The following is a 17424-nucleotide window of genomic DNA, read 5'->3' as shown; positions in this document are numbered from 1 at the left end:
CCTAAGAGTCGGTACTTGGCGTCTGGCTGTTGTCGATATAGGTCTTGTACAGCTGGATGATCTGCGGCCCGGTGGTATTGGCCGGGTTGGGACCAGGCACGTTGTCGCCTTCGCACACACTCTGGAACTGACCGAATATCTGCGACTCATTGCCCTGTTGCGATGCAGGCTGCAGGACGAAGTAGCAACCGAAACCCAGCACCGGTATCGACGACGCCCCGTCGTTCTTGCCCGAACAGTCACCGATCACGATCTTGATGATCCGCCGTTCGAACGCCCCGCCGTTCTGGCAGCCACCGCCGCTACCGGCAACGCAGCTGGCGGAGTCCTGGACCCAGTCGTGGTAGTCGTACAAGGCGCTGCCGGCCGCGGACAAATTGCCGCTGCTCGAGGTAACCGCCTGATTGTTGTACTGGATCTGCTTGAGCGCATCGTCGTAAGTGAACGACTTCTGGTTGACCGTGATCACCAGGTCCGGTGGATAGTCCGCCGCCTTGAGACCGCCGGAATACTCGTTGAAGCGCGTATTGAGGCCCTGCGAGGCAGGCCCGACGGTGTTCCCCGGCTTGGTCTGGACATTCGAACCGACGCTGTTGCACTGGCTGATACCGCCTGCCAGCCCCTGCCTGACCGTGCTGCCGCCCGAGCCGAAATCGAGCAGCTGGAAGTTGCCGGGGCCAATCGGCGAGCTGTTGCCTGCGGCGGTTTTCAACACCTGCGGATCGCCGAACTGGAACCCCCAGAACATCCCGGTGGACGGGTTGTTTTTCGTTGGATCGCCGCACACCATCAGTGGCGTGAGGTCGCAAGGGCTGGCGGGGCTTGGCCCGGCGGTAGCGACCGCGCTCACGAACTTGTTACCGACGCCATTGCCCAGGGTCTGAAAGACGCCCCAGAAGAATCCGGCCAGGGAATAGTTGGTGACCGTCACCCGCACATAGCTCGCATTGGCCGGCCCGGGGAAAGAGAAAGGTCCATAGACAGTGGACGCCAATTCCACCGTGGCAAAACCGCCGACATTGTTGTCGATGGCGGCAGCCAGTTCCTGGTTGCCGCTGGCACTGGCATTCAGGGTCAGGGTATTGAGCGCAGCGGTCTGCGTCAGGCTCGCGGCCCCTGTCGTGCCCATGACCGTGCTGAGCGTCTTGGCACCGCTCAGCGCCGCCGCATCCACCGCATTCTGCAGGCGGGACTTGTTCACCAGCATATGGCCGCCATCCAGCGCCAGGGCCCCCATTAGCAGCATCGCGGCCAGGGCAATCACTACCAGTACAAGCATTGCGCCGCGCTGCTGCCGAGGAAATGCACTCAATGGCTGTTGGATACGCGCACTCATCATCAAGCCCTCATTGTTCGTCTATGTCGTACCCGATCATTTACAGCTGGGACTTCACAACGTTGACCTCGATCCCGCGGATCACCGTGATCCCGCTATCGCCGCTGGCACGACGCCGGACAATCGGCCGCACCACGGGAGGGGCAGGCACTTCCTGGATCATCGCGACCGGCTCGACCATCGCCGGTTGCTTCTGGTTGTCCAGCGGGTTGCGCAGAGCCAGTTGCAGCTTGCCGGCCGCCATCCCCTTGACCAATTCCTCGGCCTGCTGGGGGGTCATTTCCAGGGTCACGGCGCGCACGACCACCGGTTGGGTCTTGTCGGTACTGGCCGTCTGGTCCACCGCCAGCACCCGCAGGTCTTCCAGGATGGTCTTGGATTCGGCGTCGCCGGTATTGCCGGTCTGCCGGGTAGCCAGCACATCGACCCGGTTACCCGGCAACAGGAACCCACCCACGCCGACCACGTCGTCCACCCGGACCGAGATCGCACGCTTGGTGGGCTCGATCAGCGACGCCAGGGTGCTGCCGCCCAGGTGTTCGGCCAGGCGCGCACCACGCAGGATGTCGCCGCGCAGCATGGAGAAGGTGGCGATCTTGCCCACGACCTTCTCGGTCGCGTCGAAAGCATCTTCGGGCACGGTCTCCTTGGGCATGCGGACCAGCGCGACCTGCTGTGGCTCGACCATTTGCCCGAAAGCGATTTCCACGGTCGCCACCACCACGTTCTGCTGGTTGTCGTCGGGGGTGGCATTGAGCCTTGCATTGAGCCAGGTGTTGGCCATCCATGCGGCGCCCAGGCCCAGGACCACGGACAAGGCCACCAGAGTGAAAGTACGAGAACTCATGTCGAAATCTCCTTACTCAAAGAAAATCGAGCTGGACGAAGTAGCTGTGCCAGGCCCATTCCAGTTCCAGGGTTGACAGTGGTCCGCTGGCGCCCACATAACGCTGGCGATCGAGCGCCATGCTCAAGAGATCCCGTGGGTGGCAAGGCACCAGCGGCATGTTTTCAGCGCCATAGAGCTCATCCAGGACGTAGCGCAACAGCAGCGGGTCGTATTGGATGTTCAGGCGCTCTGTCTCTTGAATCCAGATACGTTCGTACTCCTCGGGCTTGAGGTAGCCGAACTGCAGCTTGTAGCCAATGCGCCGCAGGAACGCCTCGTCGGCCAGTTCCAACGGGTTCAGGTTGGTGGAAAACACCAGGATCAGGTCGAACGGCAACTCGCAGTGTCGGCCGCCGCCGAGGTTGAGGAAGTCGCGCTTCTCCTCCATCGGTACGATCCAGCGGTTGAGCAACTCCGCGGGTGCCATGCGCTGGCGTCCCATGTCGTCGATGACGAACAGGCCATTGCTGGCCTTGAGCTGCAACGGCGCCTGGTACTGGCGAGTGAAGGGGTCGTAGCGGATATCCAGCTGTTCCATGGTCAGCTCGCCGCCAGTGATGATGATCGGCCGTTCGCAGCACAGGAGCCGGCGGTCGATCCCTTCGTTGAGCATCAGGCTGTTCTGCGGATCGCCGACATCCAGGCGTCGGTGTACCTGGGGGTCGTAGATCTCGATCACCGCGTCGTTGATCGCAATTGCATGGGGCACCCAGACGGACTCGGAAAACAGCCGGATCAACCGGCTGCTGACATAGGTCTTGCCCGTCCCCGCCGGCCCGTAAATCATGATGGCGCGCCCGGAATTCAGGGCCACGCCCAACTGATCGAGCATGTTCTGCGCCAGCACCATGGAGCCGAAGGACGCCTGCATGTCCCGGGCACTGATACGGCCATGGTGAATGGTCTGTACCTTGAGCAGCGAGCGGTAGGCGCTCACCGGAAAGGGCGCCGCGCCGATATAGCCACTGCGCGACAAGGCATCGCGGGCAGCATTGCGGCCGCGCTCGGTCAGCCCGTAGCGCAAGCCCTGGCCACCGGCCTGGCCAAGGATCTCGACCCGATGATCCTGGCGCAGGAAGGTCAGGACCTCTTCAACCACCGCCCCCGTCAGCGCCAGGCGCTCTACCAGTCGGGGCATGTCCAGTACGCCCGCATCGTGCAGATGCTTGCAGACCAGGTCTCCGAGGAAATTGTCCGCCAGCCCGGTCTCGAGGATCGTGCGTGGCTGTGGAGCCAGTCGCTGCACTGCTTCCCGGTCATTGCCGGTCGGACGGCTGTTACTGATGGCGTACATAATGTTCTCCTGAGCTACTGGCCAAGGGGCAACCAGAGAAAGCTGGCCAATGTGCCGAGCAGGATCGCAACCGAATAGGGAAAGGGTTTGCCGGCCACTTCATCATCCGCCGGCGGAAAATAGGCCTTGGCTCTCACCATCTGCCAGTAGCGCCCCATGGTCTGTTGAACCTGACCACGTACCAACACAATCAGTACCCCGCATGCGCCGCCGGCGATCAGGCTGAAAAACGCAGCCCAGAGGGCGTGCTGCGGAGTGAGAAAGGTGCCAACCATGGCCATGAGCTTGACGTCGCCGGCTGCCATCCCGCCAAAGGCGTACAGGGGAAGAAAAACGACAAAACCGATCGACATGCCCAGCAGTCCATAACCAAACCCGATGACGCCTGAGGAATAGACCTGGCCGGCCATCCCCAGTCCCAGCCCCAACAGCACCAAGAGGTTGGGAATACGGTGGCGACGAAGATCGCTCACCACCGCAATCCCCAGCAGTCCCAGCATCAATGCAACAACGAACAATTGCTCTTTGCCCATGACTGCAGCCCTCGGTGGAAATTGGTGTTAGCAGACTTGACCCTGGACTGCGCATCCCAGGCTGGTGATGGCAGTGGCCACGTTGCCGCCCAAAGTGATAAATGCGGCAACAGCGCCCAAAGTGATCAGGCCACCGGCCACGGCATATTCCACAATGGTCAGGCCGTCTTCGTCTTTGGCGAACTTGATAACCAAAGTCTTGATCGATTGCAGATTCATTTTCCCACCTCACTCAAGTGTTTTTATGTAAGAGCAGCACTCTCGTACTGCCTGGTTGAACATTAGTCAGGGGAACATTGGAAGGGTTAGGAGTTTTTTGCTGATCGTTAGGACTTTATTGCTGTTGTTGAAAGATGCAAAAAAACACCAGGAACAGCACATCCCCAAGGAACAGGTGGCTTATCTAAGGAAGGAATAATTGAAGAGCCGCCTTGAAACAATCTCGCCCTCGACGCGAGACCGGCCGAAGCCACAGCCGACAAAGACAAAAGCCCCGGCCATGTTTGTTGCAAAAAAACCATAGTGCGAAACGAAGTAACCCAGGGTTTTCATATCAGGATTTGATCTTCACGCGAGCAATACAGCGACGATACTCCAGAAGCTGCAAAGAGAATTTGCAGGCCGCTGCAGAGCGATGGAGCCGTGCTCGGCCAAAGGATCACTCGCGACTTGATCTCGTTCGAGACCAAGACTGGAGCCATCCATCATGTACTGTGCGCTGACTGCACATACCGATTGCGGAGGCTCCATCTGTCCAGGCGAGAGTAGACAGAAAAGGTGGGAAAACACACATGGACCACAGGTACGGCCTCAGCCCGAGGGAAACCGCTCATCGCAGCCAGACCCGAGAAGTCTGGCTGCGTACGAGCAACAAGCAACTCCAGCCCAGGACCGAGGATTCGGCACAACGGCTGTCGTTAGCACACCTGGCCCTGAACAGCGCAACCCAGACTGGTAATGGCGGTGGCCACGTTGCCGCCCAGGGTCACGAACGCGGCAACGGCGCCCAGCGTGATCAGGCCACCGGCCACGGCATACTCGACGATGGTCAAACCATCTTCATCCTTGATGAAGGCCAGAACCGAGGTTTTGATTGTTTGCAGTTTCATCTTGTTCACCTCATATAAGAAAAGTTGCTTTAAGGCGATCAGTATTTGTGCCGCCTGACTGAATCCTAGTCAGGGGCTAACACAAAGAGTTAGGAGTTTATTGCCGGTTTCTAGGACTTTTTTGCGCCACTTGGCAAGACAGCAAAGAAACCCCAGTGAAACTAAACCTGGCAGATGGAGTTTTTCAGAAAAGGAACTGTTCTCATATAACACTAAATTGATTCAGCTGTGCCCAGTGCTGCAAGAAAAGGCGATCGCAACAGCAAGGAGCTGCCTGTGACTCTTATCTCGCTGTCAGACATAGAAGGTAATCAAGAAAATTTATGAAGCGCTATCAGAACTTGATCCTTTGCCCGCAAAGCACAATGGCGATACTGACACCCCAGGAAGTGACAGCGAGACACCAGGAAGGAATAAGGAAATGAAACCTGAGTCGGCCCAGAAACCCTCTCTGTTATGGTTCGACCTCACGCGCGACCGATCGTCTGAAGAACTGATCGCGCTGTTTCGCCCAGCCTGCGATTGCCGGGTGTCGAAAGACGCGTCTCTGCCCGAAAAGGACACTCATCCCGTACCGGACATGATCTGCATGCACTATGACCGCCCGGACATGCCGGGGCTCAATCTGCTGCTGGAGATCAAACACAAGATTCCCTCCATTCCCATCGCCATGTTCACGGTGCAGCACTCCGAAGAACTTGCGGTCTGGGCCATGCGTTCGCGGGTCTGGGAATACATGGTGCTCCCGCTCTCGAGTGCCGAGATCCGGCGCTTCCTGCATGCGCTGAAGCAGCTCTACGAACTGCGCCACAACGGCGGCCCCGGCAACAAGACGCTGCAGATCGAACACGGCCCGTCCCTGCCGGACAGCATCCGGCTGACCGTAGAGCACCAGAAACATCAGGCACTCAGCGATGTGCTGCTGTACATCGAGCAGAATTTTCGTGAAAGCATCGACCAGAAAGAGCTGGCCAAACGTTGTGGCATGACCACGTTTCGCTTCAGCCGGCTGTTCAAGGAGGTCCATGGCCTGGGGTTCATGGACTACATCCTGAGCAAACGCATGGATTGCGCCAAGAATCTGCTCGACAACAGCCAGATGCCCATCACCAGCATCGGCTATGAAGTCGGCTTCAAGGACCCGTCCTACTTTGCCCGCGCCTTCAAGCAGTTCGCGGGCGCCAGCCCCAGCGAATACCGGCAACGCCGAAGAAGCCCGGAACTGGTAAAAAAAGAAGAGGCGGAACTGGAGCAAGCGCTGTCGCAGGTGATCGACAGCCTGCCGCTGCGTATCGAAGGCCGATGAACTTGAGCACCCGCTCGCCGACGCCGCGCCACCATTCTGGCAAGGCCACGGCGTCGTTCGCCGGGTGCTATACCCAGCCGCCATCGACGATGAAGTTTTGCGCCGAGCACATGGCGGACGCATCGGACGCCAGGAACAGCGCCATCTGCGCGATATGCCCGGGCTCCACGCTGCCCGGCAGGCATTGGCTGCGGCTGATCAGCTCGCGGGCGGCATCATCCACCCACAACGCCAGCTGTTTCTCGGTCATCACCCAGCCGGGCACCAGGGTGTTGACCCGGATCCGCCAGGGCCCCAATTCCCGCGCCAGGGCCCGGGTCAGACCGTGGGTGGCCGCCTTGCTGGCGGCGTAGACCGGGTACCCGCTGGAGGCCATCATCCAGCCGATGGAACCCAGGTTGATCACGCTGCCGGCGCCGGCGGCCTTCATCATCGGCACCACCGCCTGGCTGGCGAAAAAGGCGTGCTTGAGATTGACCGAGATCAGCTTGTCGAATTTCGAAGAGTCGACTTCCTCCAGGCTGTGCCGCACATCATTGGCGGCATTGTTCACCAGCACCGTGACAGGCCCCAGCGTCTGCGCAAAACGCTCGATCGCGGCCTGGTAAGCGGCCTCGTCGGTGACGTCGCAGGGCGCGAACGCCACGCAATGGCCCTGCGCCGATAACCGGGCTGCCAACGCCTCGCCCTGGCTTTGCGCCATGTCCACGAATGCGACCCTGGCGCCTTGCTGGGCAAAGGCGCAAACCAGGGCTTCGCCAATTCCCGAGGCGCCACCGGAAATCAATACGGTCTTGCCGTTGAGATCCGCGTACACAGCCTGCATGCCAGCCCCTTTCTCATTGTTCATATGACGGTTCCTGCGCAGTGATCATTTCGGTTCGGGCCAGCGAAGCATTTCGGTATCTCTGCTGCGCCGACCAATTAGTCTTATTTTATATTGTAAAAAAGCCAATCAAAGCGATAAATTTGCGGGAGCAACAATGAAAAAATGCAAATTAGTAGAACTATTCCATTCAGAACAACAAAAGGAAGTTCAACCATGCCGCACTCCCCCTACCGGCTTTCCGGCCTCGGCCTGTCGCTGCTGCTTGCCAGCCTCGGCGCCCAGGCCGCGGGCCTGTCCAGCGAACACAAAGCCTTTGGCACGACCCTCGACGGTAGCGCTGTCGAGCAATATGTGTTGCGCAACAGCCATGGCCTGCAAGCCACGGTCATCACCTATGGCGCGGTCCTGCAATCGTTGAAGGTGCCGGATAAGAACGGCACCTTCGACGATGTGGTCCTGGGCTTCGACGACGTCCAGGGCTATCAGCGCGGCACCGCGTTCTTCGGCGCCACCATCGGCCGCTACGGCAATCGCCTGGCCGGCGGGGCGTTCGAGCTGGACGGCCAGCGTTACCAGGTGCCCCTCAACGACGGCCCGAATTCGCTGCATGGCGGCGCCCAGGGCTTCGACAAGCGCGTCTGGAAGGCCCGGCCGATCAAGCGCAAGGACGCTGTCGGGGTGACCTTGAGCTACCTGTCCAAAGACGGCGAAATGGGCTTTCCCGGCAACCTGCAGGTCGAGGTCACCTACAGCCTCAACGACAACAACGAGCTGCGCATCGAGTACAGCGCCTCCACCGACAAACCTACGGTGCTGAACCTCACCAACCACAGCTACTTCAACCTCGCCGGCGCCGGTAACGGCGATGTGCTCGCCCAGCTCGCCACCTTGCACGCCAGCCACTACACGCCGGTCAACGCCAAGCTGATTCCGACCGGCAAACTGGCCCCGGTCGCCGGCACGCCGCTGGACTTCCGGCAACCGACCGCCATCGGCCAGCACATCAAGGACGATCATCCGCAGCTCAAGTTCGCCGAGCCGAAACAGGGTGGCTTCGACTTCAACTGGGTGCTCGACGCCAAGGGCGACGTCGGCCAGCTCGCCGCCGAGGTGCGCGACCCGCAATCCGGTCGTCGCTTGCAGCTCTACACCAGCGAACCCGGGGTGCAGTTCTACACCAGCAACTTCCTCGACGGCACGCTCAAGGGCAAGGCCGGCAAGACCTACAGCCACTGGGGCGCGTTCACCCTGGAGACCCAGCACTTCCCCGACTCGCCCAACCAGCCGGACTTCCCCAGCACCCGGCTGAACCCCGGCCAGGTCTACAGCCAGGACACCGTCCTGAAATTCTCCGCCGACTGAAGCGCGGTAGCCACCACTGCCCTGCCGACCCGGCAAGGCAGTGGTCCGGCGACGTCGGCATGCCCCTGATAAAGCCTCCCTGGATCAGCGTTGTTTCATGCGGTCGATGACCACCGCCAGCAGCAGGATCGAACCGCGGATCACGTACTGGTAGAAGGTGTCGATGTTTTTCAGGTTCATCGCGTTTTCGATGATCGCCAGAATCAGCACCCCGGCGATCACATGGCGGATCATGCCGATCCCGCCGCTCAACGACACCCCGCCCAGCACACAGGCGGAAATCACCGTCAGCTCGAACCCCTGGCCGATCATCGGCTGGCCGGAGGTCATGCGCGATGCCAGGATCACCCCGGCCAGCGCGCCGATCACCCCGTGCACGGCGAAGATGACGATCTTGGTCCGGTCGACGTTGACCCCGGCCAGCAGCGCCGCTTCCTGGTTGCCGCCGATGGCCATGGTGTTGCGCCCGTAGGTGGTGTAGTTGAGCAGCCAGCCGAAAAACAGGAAGCAGCCGATGGTGATCAGGATCGGCACCGGCACACCGAACAACTGGCCATTGCCGAAGACGAAGAACGACTCCTGGGATACGCCGACCGCCTTGCCGTTGGCGAAGATATAGGCCAGGCCACGGACGATCTGCATGGTCGCCAACGTGGTGATCAGCGCATTGACCCTCAGCTTGGCAATCACGATGCCGTTGATCAGCCCGACCAGCAGCCCCATCAGCAGCGCGGCGCCGACCCCGAGCAATACGCTGTCGGTGTCGCGCATCACCACGGCCGCGACGACCCCGGCACAGGCGATCACCGAACCGACCGACAGGTCGAAATGCCCGGACGCCAGGCAATAGAGCATGGTGCAGGCGGCGATGCCGGTGGTGGAAATGGCCAGGCCCAGGCCGCGCATGTTCAGCGGCGACAGGAAGTTGTCGATGAGCAGGGTGCAGAGCACGAAGATCCCCACCGCCGCCAACAGCATCGCCCAGTTATCGAGCAGGCCACGCAGGTCCAGGGGTTTGCGCGCCGTCGGCAACGCGTTGTCTTGAATTGTCATGTTCACCTCTTCAGTTCTCCGGGCCGTCGGCGCGTTGGCGCGGCAAAGCCAGTTGCAGCAGGTTGGATTCATTGGCCTGTTCGCGGCTCTTTTCGCCACGCAGCGCGCCTTCGCACAGCACCAGGATGCGGTCGGAGATGCCCATCACTTCCATCAGGTCGCTGGACACCACGATCACCGCGATGCCGCTGGCCGCCAGGTCATGGATGATCTGGTAGATCTCGGCCTTGGCGCCGATATCGATGCCGCGCGTGGGTTCGTCGAGCAGCAGGACTTTCATCGGCATCGACAGCCAGCGGCCGAGGATGGCCTTCTGCTGATTGCCGCCGGACAGGTAGACGATTTTCTGCGCCGCGTTGGGCGTCTTTACCTTCAACGCCTTGATCTGCTTGTCGGCGTTGCCCTTCTCCCAGCCGCCGCGCAACAGCCAGCCAAAGCTCGAATGGGCACCGCGCGCGCTGATGTTGATGTTCTCGGCGACGCTGGAAAGCGGAATGATGCCCTCCTTCTTGCGGTCCTCGGGACACAGCAGCACCCCGGCGGCGATGGCATCGCGCGGCGAGCGCAGGTGCAGCGCCTCGCCACACAGCGCCAGGCTTCCGGCGCTTGCCCGTTCGAGGCCACCCAGCAGGCGCAGCAGTTCGGTACGCCCCGCGCCGACCAGGCCGAACAGGCCGAGCACCTCGCCCTGGTGCACCTGGAAACTCAGCGGAGCACGCAGGCCCGGCCCCAGCAGGCCATCGACCTTGAGCGCCACCGCGCCGCGGGGCCGGGGGCGGTAATCGTAGATGTCCTGGATGTCGCGACCGACCATGCAGGTGACCAACTGGTCGTGGGTCAGTGCGCTCATGTCCTCGAAGGTGCGCACGTAGCGACCGTCCTTGAACACCGTCACTGCATCGCAGATACGGAACACTTCCTCCATGCGATGGGACACGTACAGCACCACTTTGCCCTCGTCCCGCAGGCGCCCGATGATCGCCATCAAGCGCTCGATTTCCCGGGCCGAGAGGCTGCTGGTGGGCTCGTCGAAGGCAATCACATGGGCGCCACGGGACAACGCCTTGGCGATTTCCACCAGCTGGCGCTGGCCCAGGGACAGGCGGCCGAGCTTCTCGTCGGGATCGATTTCATCGGCCAGCCCCTTGAGGCATTCCAGCGCATGCTGGCGCAGCGCACGACGGTCGATCACCCCGAAACGGGCCGGCAGATGGCCGAGGAACAGGTTCTCGGCCACGCTCATGGCGGGCACCAGGTGCAACTCCTGGTGGATCACTGCCACCCCGCAGGCAATGCTGTCGGCCGCGCACTTGAACGCCATGCTCTGCTCGCCGATCTGCACGCTGCCGCTGCTGGGCGTGTAGGCGCCGCCGAGAATCTTCAGCAAGGTCGACTTGCCTGCGCCGTTCTCGCCCATCAAGGCGTGCACCTGCCCCGGGTGGGCGGTGAAGCTGATGCCGTCCAGCGCCTTGACCCCGGGGAAGGTCTTGCCGATGCCGTTGAAACACAAACTGGCGCCAGCGCTGTGTTGTCGTTTATTCAGTTGCGCGTGCATAACCACCTCATCAGGTCAGGCGGCCCGGTCGAAAGGGCCGCCGGGGAAAACCACCGGCCCTCAGTTCCACAGGCCGATCTTTTCCAGTTCTTGCTTGAAGTTGTCCCGGGTGATCAGCGTCACGTCGTCCATCGCCGTGTACTTGGGCGGCTCCTTGCCGGTGGTAACCCACTCGAACATCATGCTCGCGGTGTTGTAGCCCTCCATGTGCGGGCTGGGCAGCATCGAGCCGAAGAAGCCGCTGTCGGGTTTCTTCAGCTCGCCGATGGCGTCCGTGCCGTTGATGCCGATGCCGATCACATTGGCCGCGGCGAACCCGGCGCTTTCGGTGGCGCGCACGCCGCCCAGCACGCTGTTGTCGTTCATCCCGCCGATGATCAGGTTCTTCGCCCCGCTGGGCAGCTTGACCAGCGCCGAGTTGGTGGCGTCCATGCTGCCCGGCACGTCGAGGGTCTTGAGCGGGGCGAAGAGGATGTGGTCTTTGGGCAAGCCGGCTTCTTCCAGGGACTTGACCGAGCCGTCGGTGCGTTTTTTACCGGTGTCGAGTTCGTTGTAAGTGGTGATCACCGCGTAGGTGTCCTTCCAGTCCCAACCGCGCTTCTTCGCTTCGCCGGCCATGGCGGCGCCCTGCTTCTGCCCCACCTCGAACGCGGCCATGCCCAGGTAGGGCACGTCTTCCATGAACTGGCCCTTGGCATCGACAAAACGGTCGTCGACGGCAATCACTTTCAAGTCGTTGAGCTTGGCCTTGGCCATGATCGCCGGCCCCAGGGACACGTCCGGCGGGCAGATCACGAAGCCCTTGGCACCATTGGCGGCGAGGCTGTCGATCGCCGACAGGGTTTTCTCGCCGTCCGGCACGGCGATCTTGATCACGGTGAAGCCCTTGTCCTTGCCGGCCTTTTCGGCAAAGGCCCATTCGGTCTGGAACCAGGGTTCCTCCGCCTGCTTGACCAGGAAACCGATCTTCACCGGCTCGGCGGCGAGCAACAGGCAGCTCAGGCTGGCGGCCGACATGGCCAGGGCGGCACAACACAGGTAACGGATCCCACGACGACGATTCATAAGGTGACTCCTTGTTGTTGTTTTCAGAGTTCGTTGCACACAGCTTCGTTACACATCGCTTCGTTGCACACAGGTTCGGCCTGAAACCTCAACCGGCAAATCGATGACAGAGCATCCCTGGGGTATCGACCCGGACGGCCAGCACCGCGCCGTCCAGAGGATGATCGAGCGGGCTGGCCGCGCTGGTGATGTACAGGGTCTTGAGGTCCGCGCCGCCGAACACGCAACTGGTGGGGCGGCTGACCGGCAGTTCGAGCACCCGGTCGACCTCGCCGTCGGGCGCCAGCCTGAGCAGGCAGCCGCCGTCCCAGCGGGCATTCCAGATATAGCCCTGGGCGTCCATCGCCGAACCGTCCGGGACACCGCGCGGGTGTGGCCCGAACCAGCTGCGCGCGGGTTCGAGCCGGCCATCGCTGGCGATCGGGTACTGGTACAGCGTGCCGTCCAGGCTGTCGGCAAAATACAGGCGGCTGGCGTCCTCGCTCCACAGCAAGGTATTGGGAATCCCCAGGCCCTGGAGCAGCGGCGTGACACGCGCCTGGGTATCGATGCGGAACAGGCCACCGGAGCGCCGCAGCACGGGAAGGTCTTCGCCCTGCTCGCCGATGTTGTTCTGCATGGTGCCCAGCCAGAGCCGGCCCTGGGCGTCGCAACGGGCCTCGTTGGCGCGGTTGCCCGGTTGCGGATCGGCCACGCACAGCAGGCTCAGGCGCGGCGCCGCGGGCGCGGAGCCCAGGTCGAGGCGGTACACGCCACTGCTCAAGGTCACCAGCGCATCGCCGCGCTCACAGGGGATGAAGGCCGACACCGGTTCCGGCAGTTGCCAGGCCTGCAGCCGTTCGCCACACAGGCGCAATGCCTGCCGGCCGGCAATGTCGACCCAATACAGGGCCTGATCCGGCGCATCCCAGAACGGGCCTTCGCCAAGCTGCGCACGGTGTGCGGTCAGCGCGGTCCACGACATGAAACCTCCTGCATTGTTGTTTTCAGGCAGACATTGGCCGAGGCGCGTTACAGCCCGTCGCGCGATGGCCGTCCATCCACCAGGCGCTGGATACGCAGGGGGTTGGCGTTCTTCAAGGCATCCGGCAGCAGGTTGTCGGGGTAATTCTGGAAGCACACCGGACGCAGGAAACGCTCGATGGCCAGGGTCCCCACCGACGTGCCACGGGCATCGGAGGTGGCCGGGAAAGGCCCGCCGTGCACCATCGCATCACAGACCTCGACACCGGTCGGGTAACCGTTGATCAGGATGCGGCCGACCTTCTGCTCCAGCAATGCGGTCAACTCGCCGAACTGCGCGAAGTCCGCGGGCTCGCCAATAAGGGTCGCCGTCAGTTGCCCGCGCAGACCGTTCAAGGCGGCGACGAGCTGCGCCTGGTCGGCCACTTCGACGAACACGGTGGTCGGACCGAACACTTCTTCCTGCAGCACTTCATCGCCATCGACCAGCAGGCTGGCCTGCGCCTTGAACAGCTGTGGCTGCGCCTGGTTGCCGGCTTGCGGATCGCCGGCCAGATGCTCGATGCCCGGGTGCGCCAGGAGCTTTTGCAGCCCCTTGCCGTAGCTGCTCAAGGTGCCGGCGTTGAGCATGGTCTGCGCCGGTTGATCGCCGATCAGCCGGGCAACCTGCTCGGTGAAAGCCGCGAACTGCGGCGAGCGGATGCCGATCACCAGGCCCGGGTTGGTGCAGAACTGGCCGCAGCCCTGCACCACCGACGCGGTCAGGTCACGGGCGACCGTTTCCGCCCGCGCTTGCAGCGCCTGGGGTAACACGATCACCGGGTTGATGCTCGACATCTCGGCAAACACCGGGATCGGTTGCGGGCGCGCCGCCGCCATGTCGCACAGCGCTCGCCCACCCTTGAGCGAGCCGGTGAAACCGACCGCCTGGATCGCCGGATGCTTGACCAGCGCTTCGCCGACGCCGGCGCCAAAGATCATATTGAACACGCCGGCGGGCATCCCGCTGGCCTCGGCCGCCCGGATGATCGCATCGGCGACCCGCTCGGCGGTCGCCATGTGCCCGCTGTGGGCCTTGAACACTACGGGGCAACCGGCGGCCAGCGCTGCCGCGGTGTCGCCGCCCGCCGTGGAAAACGCCAGGGGAAAGTTGCTCGCGCCAAACACCGCCACCGGCCCCAGGCCGATGCGGTACTGGCGCAGGTCCGGACGCGGCAGCGGCTGGCGCTCGGGCAGCGCCCGGTCGATACGCGCGCCGTAGAAATCGCCGCGCCGCAACACCTCGGCGAACAGCCGCATCTGGCCACTGGTGCGCTTGCGCTCGCCCTGGATCCGCGCGGGAGGCAACGCGGTTTCCCGGCAGACCAGGGCGATGAACTCATCGTCCAGCGCGTCCAGCTCGTCCGCCACCGCCTCCAGGAATTGCGCGCGCCGCTGCGCACTCAGGGCGCGGTAGGCCGGGTAGGCCGCCGCGGCAGCGTTGGCGGCGGCCTCGACTTCCTGCGCCGTGGCCTGGTAGAACGCCTGGGGCAAGGCTTCGCCGGTGCTGGCATCGATGCTGTGAAGAATGACGGTGCCGGCGGCGCTGCGCTGGCCGCCGATGTAGTTGTGGCCAAAAAACTGGGTCATGCCTGTCTCCTCGAACCTGCTTGTCTTCTGGAAGAGCGCCTGCTTAAAGGGCCCCTACGCAACCGGGCGCCAGCACCGCGTCGGCGCCGGCAATACCGTTGATCAATGGCGCGCCGAACGCCGCCTGGCTGATTTCGAATACGTCCCCCGGCTGCGTGCGGATGCCGTCCGCGAACGACAGGGTCGCGGTGCCGAAGAAGTGGATGTGCACATCCCCCGGCCGCAGGAACTGGCGGTATTTGAAATGGTGGTACTCGAGGTTCTCCAGGCTGTGGCACATATTGGCTTCGCCGCTGAGGAACTCGTTCTGCCACAGCACCTGGCCATTGCGCAGAATGCGGCTGGTGCCCGCCAGGTGCTGGGGCAGCTCGCCGACCCTGAGTTCAGGACCATAGCTGCAACTGCGCAATTTGGAATGGGCCAGGTAGAGATAGTTCTTACGCTCCATCACGTGATCGGAGAACTCGTTGCCCACCGCGAACCCCAGGCGATAAGGCTTGCCGTCATGGCCGATGACATACAGGCCACCGATTTCCGGCTCTTCGCCGGCGTCTTCGGCAAAGGCCGGCAGGCGGAAGGCCTGGCCCGGGCGCACGACGATGCTGCCGTCGCCCTTGTAGAACCATTCCGGTTGCACGCCGGCCTGACCGGCAGCGGGCTTACCGCCCTCCACGCCCCACTTGAAGATGCGCATGGTGTCGGTCAGCGCCGTGTCGTCAGCGCCCTGCTGGTGCATCTTGTCACGCGCCGCAGCACTGCCCAGGTGGGTCAGCCCGGTGCCGCTGACCAGCATGTGCGCCGGGTCCGGGTGATCCAGCGGCGGCAGGATCCTCAGGCTTGCCAGCAGCTCGGCGTAGTCGTGGCTGATGCCCAGGCCGAGGCTTTGCACTTGCTGGCGCAGGCCGACACCCGCCTCGATGGCCGCCAGCGCGAGCTCGCGCACCGTGCCCACCGACTGCACTTCACGAACCAGGGCGTCCTCGACCACACCGACCCGACGCTCGCCGTTATTCAATTCGAACTGCACTAAACGCATGAACTTTCTCCTCTAGGCCATTAAGTACGCGTGGCGCCGCGGGCACTGGCGGCGAACTGCTCGACCGACAGCACGTGCCTGCGCTCGAGCAACCGATAGACCACGCCCGTCAGCAGCAAGCCGAACAGCATCACGCAGGACAGGAAGTACAGCCCCGACGCCAGGCTGCCGGTGTACTGCTTGAGCGCGCCGATCACGAACGGACCGATGTAGCCGCCCAGGTTGCCCACCGAGTTGATCAGGGCGATCCCCGCCGCCGCGCTGGCGCCGGCAAAAAAGCGCCCGGGCAAGGTCCAGAACACCGCGGTGCAGGAAAACAGCGCGAAGGCCACCAGGCACAGGGCCGCCAGTTGCAGCAGCGGCGCCGACAGCCAGGCGCTGAGGAACAGGCCGATCGCCCCCAGCACATAGAGCACCGCCAGGTGGCCGTAGCGATCATTCAGGCGGTCGGAACTGCGCGGCACCACCAGCAAGCCGATGATCCCGAAGAGGTACGGCACCGAAGACACGAAGCCGGTGGCCAGGTCGCTGCCGCCGAACTGCTTGATCAACGTCGGCAGCCACAGGCCCAGGCCATAAATGCTCAAGGTCACCGGCAGATAGAACAGCGCCAGCAGCAACACCCGCTTGTCCCTGAGGGCATGCAGCGGATTGCCGTGGCGGGTCTGGCCGTATGCCTGCAGGTCCTTGTTCAGCTCGCCGGTGAGCCAGGCCTTTTCGGCCGGGTCCATCCAGCTGACCTGTTGCGGGCCGTCGGGCAGGTAACGCAGCACCGGCCAGGTCAGCAGGATCGCCGGCGTGCCGATGACGATGAACAGCCACTGCCAGCCGTGCAGGCCGAGGATGCCGTCCATGCCCAGCAGGCCGCCGGACACCGGGCCGGTGATCATCATCGCGATGGGTTGGGACAGGATGAACAGCCCGAGGATCTTGCCGCGATGGCGCACCGGGAACCATTGGGTGATGTAGTAGAGAACGCCGGGGAAGAACCCGGCTTCCGCCGCGCCGAGCAGAAAGCGCATCAGATAGAAGCTGTAGGGGCCCTGGACAAACGCCATGCCAATGGTGATGGCGCCCCAGGTGATCATGATCCGGGCGAACCAGCGCCGTGCGCCGAAGCGGTCGAGCATCAGGTTGCTGGGGATTTCCAGGAGGAAGTAGCCGATGAAGAACAGGCCGGCGCCCAACCCATAGGCCGCATCGCCAATGCCTATATCGGCGCCCATGTGCAACTTGGCGAAGCCGACGGCGGAACGATCCACGTAGGCGATCAGGTACAGCAGGATCAGGAAGGGAATCAGTTTCAGCGTGATGCGCCGGACAAGCCGCAGCTCCTGGCTCATGAGATCGGTCTCCGATTGTTGTTTTTATAGAAGCTCGGGGGACGCCTCTCGCGGAAAACCGCCAGGGCCATACCTCAGTTGAAAACGACTATATAGTATTACTATTTAGTCAACAATACTTC

At 62.7% G+C, this 17424-nt stretch carries 16 protein-coding genes; 2 read left to right on the top strand and 14 right to left on the bottom strand.

Annotated elements, in window-relative coordinates:
• Position 1: 1 nt before the first annotated feature.
• The 6 genes from NRG23_RS26855 to NRG23_RS26830 all read right to left on the bottom strand — a co-directional run bounded on the left by NRG23_RS26855 (position 2) and on the right by NRG23_RS26830 (position 5161).
• Positions 2-1339, bottom strand: a complete 1338-nt coding sequence (locus NRG23_RS26855; RefSeq protein WP_009050441.1) for a TadE/TadG family type IV pilus assembly protein — start codon at positions 1337-1339, stop codon at positions 2-4.
• Positions 1340-1376: 37 nt separating this feature from the next.
• The gene (gene cpaB, locus NRG23_RS26850; protein ID WP_009050442.1) at positions 1377-2183 is read right to left on the bottom strand and encodes a Flp pilus assembly protein CpaB; all 807 of its coding nucleotides are present in this window, start codon (positions 2181-2183) and stop codon (positions 1377-1379) included.
• A gap of 16 nt (positions 2184-2199) precedes the next feature.
• Complete coding sequence (locus tag NRG23_RS26845; RefSeq protein ID WP_009050443.1) at positions 2200-3519, bottom strand: ATPase AAA; 1320 nt, start codon at positions 3517-3519, stop codon at positions 2200-2202.
• Positions 3520-3533: 14 nt separating this feature from the next.
• Entirely contained in the window at positions 3534-4052 is a 519-nt protein-coding gene (locus tag NRG23_RS26840) for a prepilin peptidase (RefSeq protein ID WP_009050444.1), read from the bottom strand.
• A gap of 27 nt (positions 4053-4079) precedes the next feature.
• A complete protein-coding gene (locus NRG23_RS26835; RefSeq protein ID WP_009050445.1) occupies positions 4080-4271 on the bottom strand; it encodes a Flp family type IVb pilin in 192 nt (63 codons plus the stop codon).
• Positions 4272-4969: 698 nt separating this feature from the next.
• Positions 4970-5161, bottom strand: coding sequence for a Flp family type IVb pilin (locus tag NRG23_RS26830; protein ID WP_009050447.1), 192 nt, complete (start codon positions 5159-5161; stop codon positions 4970-4972).
• Positions 5162-5582: 421 nt separating this feature from the next.
• Between NRG23_RS26830 and NRG23_RS26825 the strand changes: the two genes are divergently transcribed.
• Entirely contained in the window at positions 5583-6467 is an 885-nt protein-coding gene (locus tag NRG23_RS26825; protein WP_028683224.1) for an AraC family transcriptional regulator, read from the top strand.
• A gap of 67 nt (positions 6468-6534) precedes the next feature.
• Here NRG23_RS26825 and NRG23_RS26820 read toward each other — a convergent pair whose 3' ends face one another.
• On the bottom strand, positions 6535-7317 hold the full coding sequence (locus NRG23_RS26820) for an SDR family NAD(P)-dependent oxidoreductase (protein WP_009050449.1): 783 nt from the start codon (positions 7315-7317) through the stop codon (positions 6535-6537).
• A gap of 192 nt (positions 7318-7509) precedes the next feature.
• On the opposite strand from NRG23_RS26820, the gene NRG23_RS26815 reads away from it, so the two are divergent.
• Positions 7510-8658 carry an aldose epimerase family protein gene (locus NRG23_RS26815; protein WP_198919280.1) on the top strand — a complete coding sequence of 383 codons (1149 nt, stop codon included), beginning with the start codon at positions 7510-7512 and terminating at the stop codon, positions 8656-8658.
• Positions 8659-8742: 84 nt separating this feature from the next.
• Here the strand turns inward: NRG23_RS26815 and araH are convergent, their stop codons facing one another.
• From araH to NRG23_RS26780, 7 genes are all read right to left on the bottom strand, one after another.
• Positions 8743-9711, bottom strand: a complete 969-nt coding sequence (araH, locus tag NRG23_RS26810) for an L-arabinose ABC transporter permease AraH (RefSeq protein WP_009050451.1) — start codon at positions 9709-9711, stop codon at positions 8743-8745.
• A 10-nt stretch (positions 9712-9721) separates the two neighbouring features.
• Positions 9722-11266, bottom strand: coding sequence for an L-arabinose ABC transporter ATP-binding protein AraG (araG, locus tag NRG23_RS26805; RefSeq protein ID WP_038634463.1), 1545 nt, complete (start codon positions 11264-11266; stop codon positions 9722-9724).
• Positions 11267-11326: 60 nt separating this feature from the next.
• Complete coding sequence (locus NRG23_RS26800; RefSeq protein ID WP_009050453.1) at positions 11327-12331, bottom strand: substrate-binding domain-containing protein; 1005 nt, start codon at positions 12329-12331, stop codon at positions 11327-11329.
• 88 nt (positions 12332-12419) lie between these two features.
• Positions 12420-13295 carry an SMP-30/gluconolactonase/LRE family protein gene (locus tag NRG23_RS26795; protein ID WP_135006871.1) on the bottom strand — a complete coding sequence of 292 codons (876 nt, stop codon included), beginning with the start codon at positions 13293-13295 and terminating at the stop codon, positions 12420-12422.
• Between the two features lie 47 nt (positions 13296-13342).
• Complete coding sequence (locus NRG23_RS26790; RefSeq protein WP_198919281.1) at positions 13343-14923, bottom strand: aldehyde dehydrogenase (NADP(+)); 1581 nt, start codon at positions 14921-14923, stop codon at positions 13343-13345.
• Between the two features lie 43 nt (positions 14924-14966).
• Entirely contained in the window at positions 14967-15959 is a 993-nt protein-coding gene (gene araD1 / locus NRG23_RS26785; protein ID WP_016703397.1) for an AraD1 family protein, read from the bottom strand.
• A gap of 20 nt (positions 15960-15979) precedes the next feature.
• On the bottom strand, positions 15980-17302 hold the full coding sequence (locus NRG23_RS26780) for an MFS transporter (protein WP_257372917.1): 1323 nt from the start codon (positions 17300-17302) through the stop codon (positions 15980-15982).
• Positions 17303-17424: the final 122 nt, after the last annotated feature.

This window comes from Pseudomonas sp. T8, from assembly GCF_024610635.1.
Classification (GTDB): domain Bacteria; phylum Pseudomonadota; class Gammaproteobacteria; order Pseudomonadales; family Pseudomonadaceae; genus Aquipseudomonas; species Aquipseudomonas chlororaphis_I.
The sequence above is the reverse complement of the archived record's forward strand: the minus strand, read 5'-3'. Positions and strand labels throughout refer to the sequence as shown.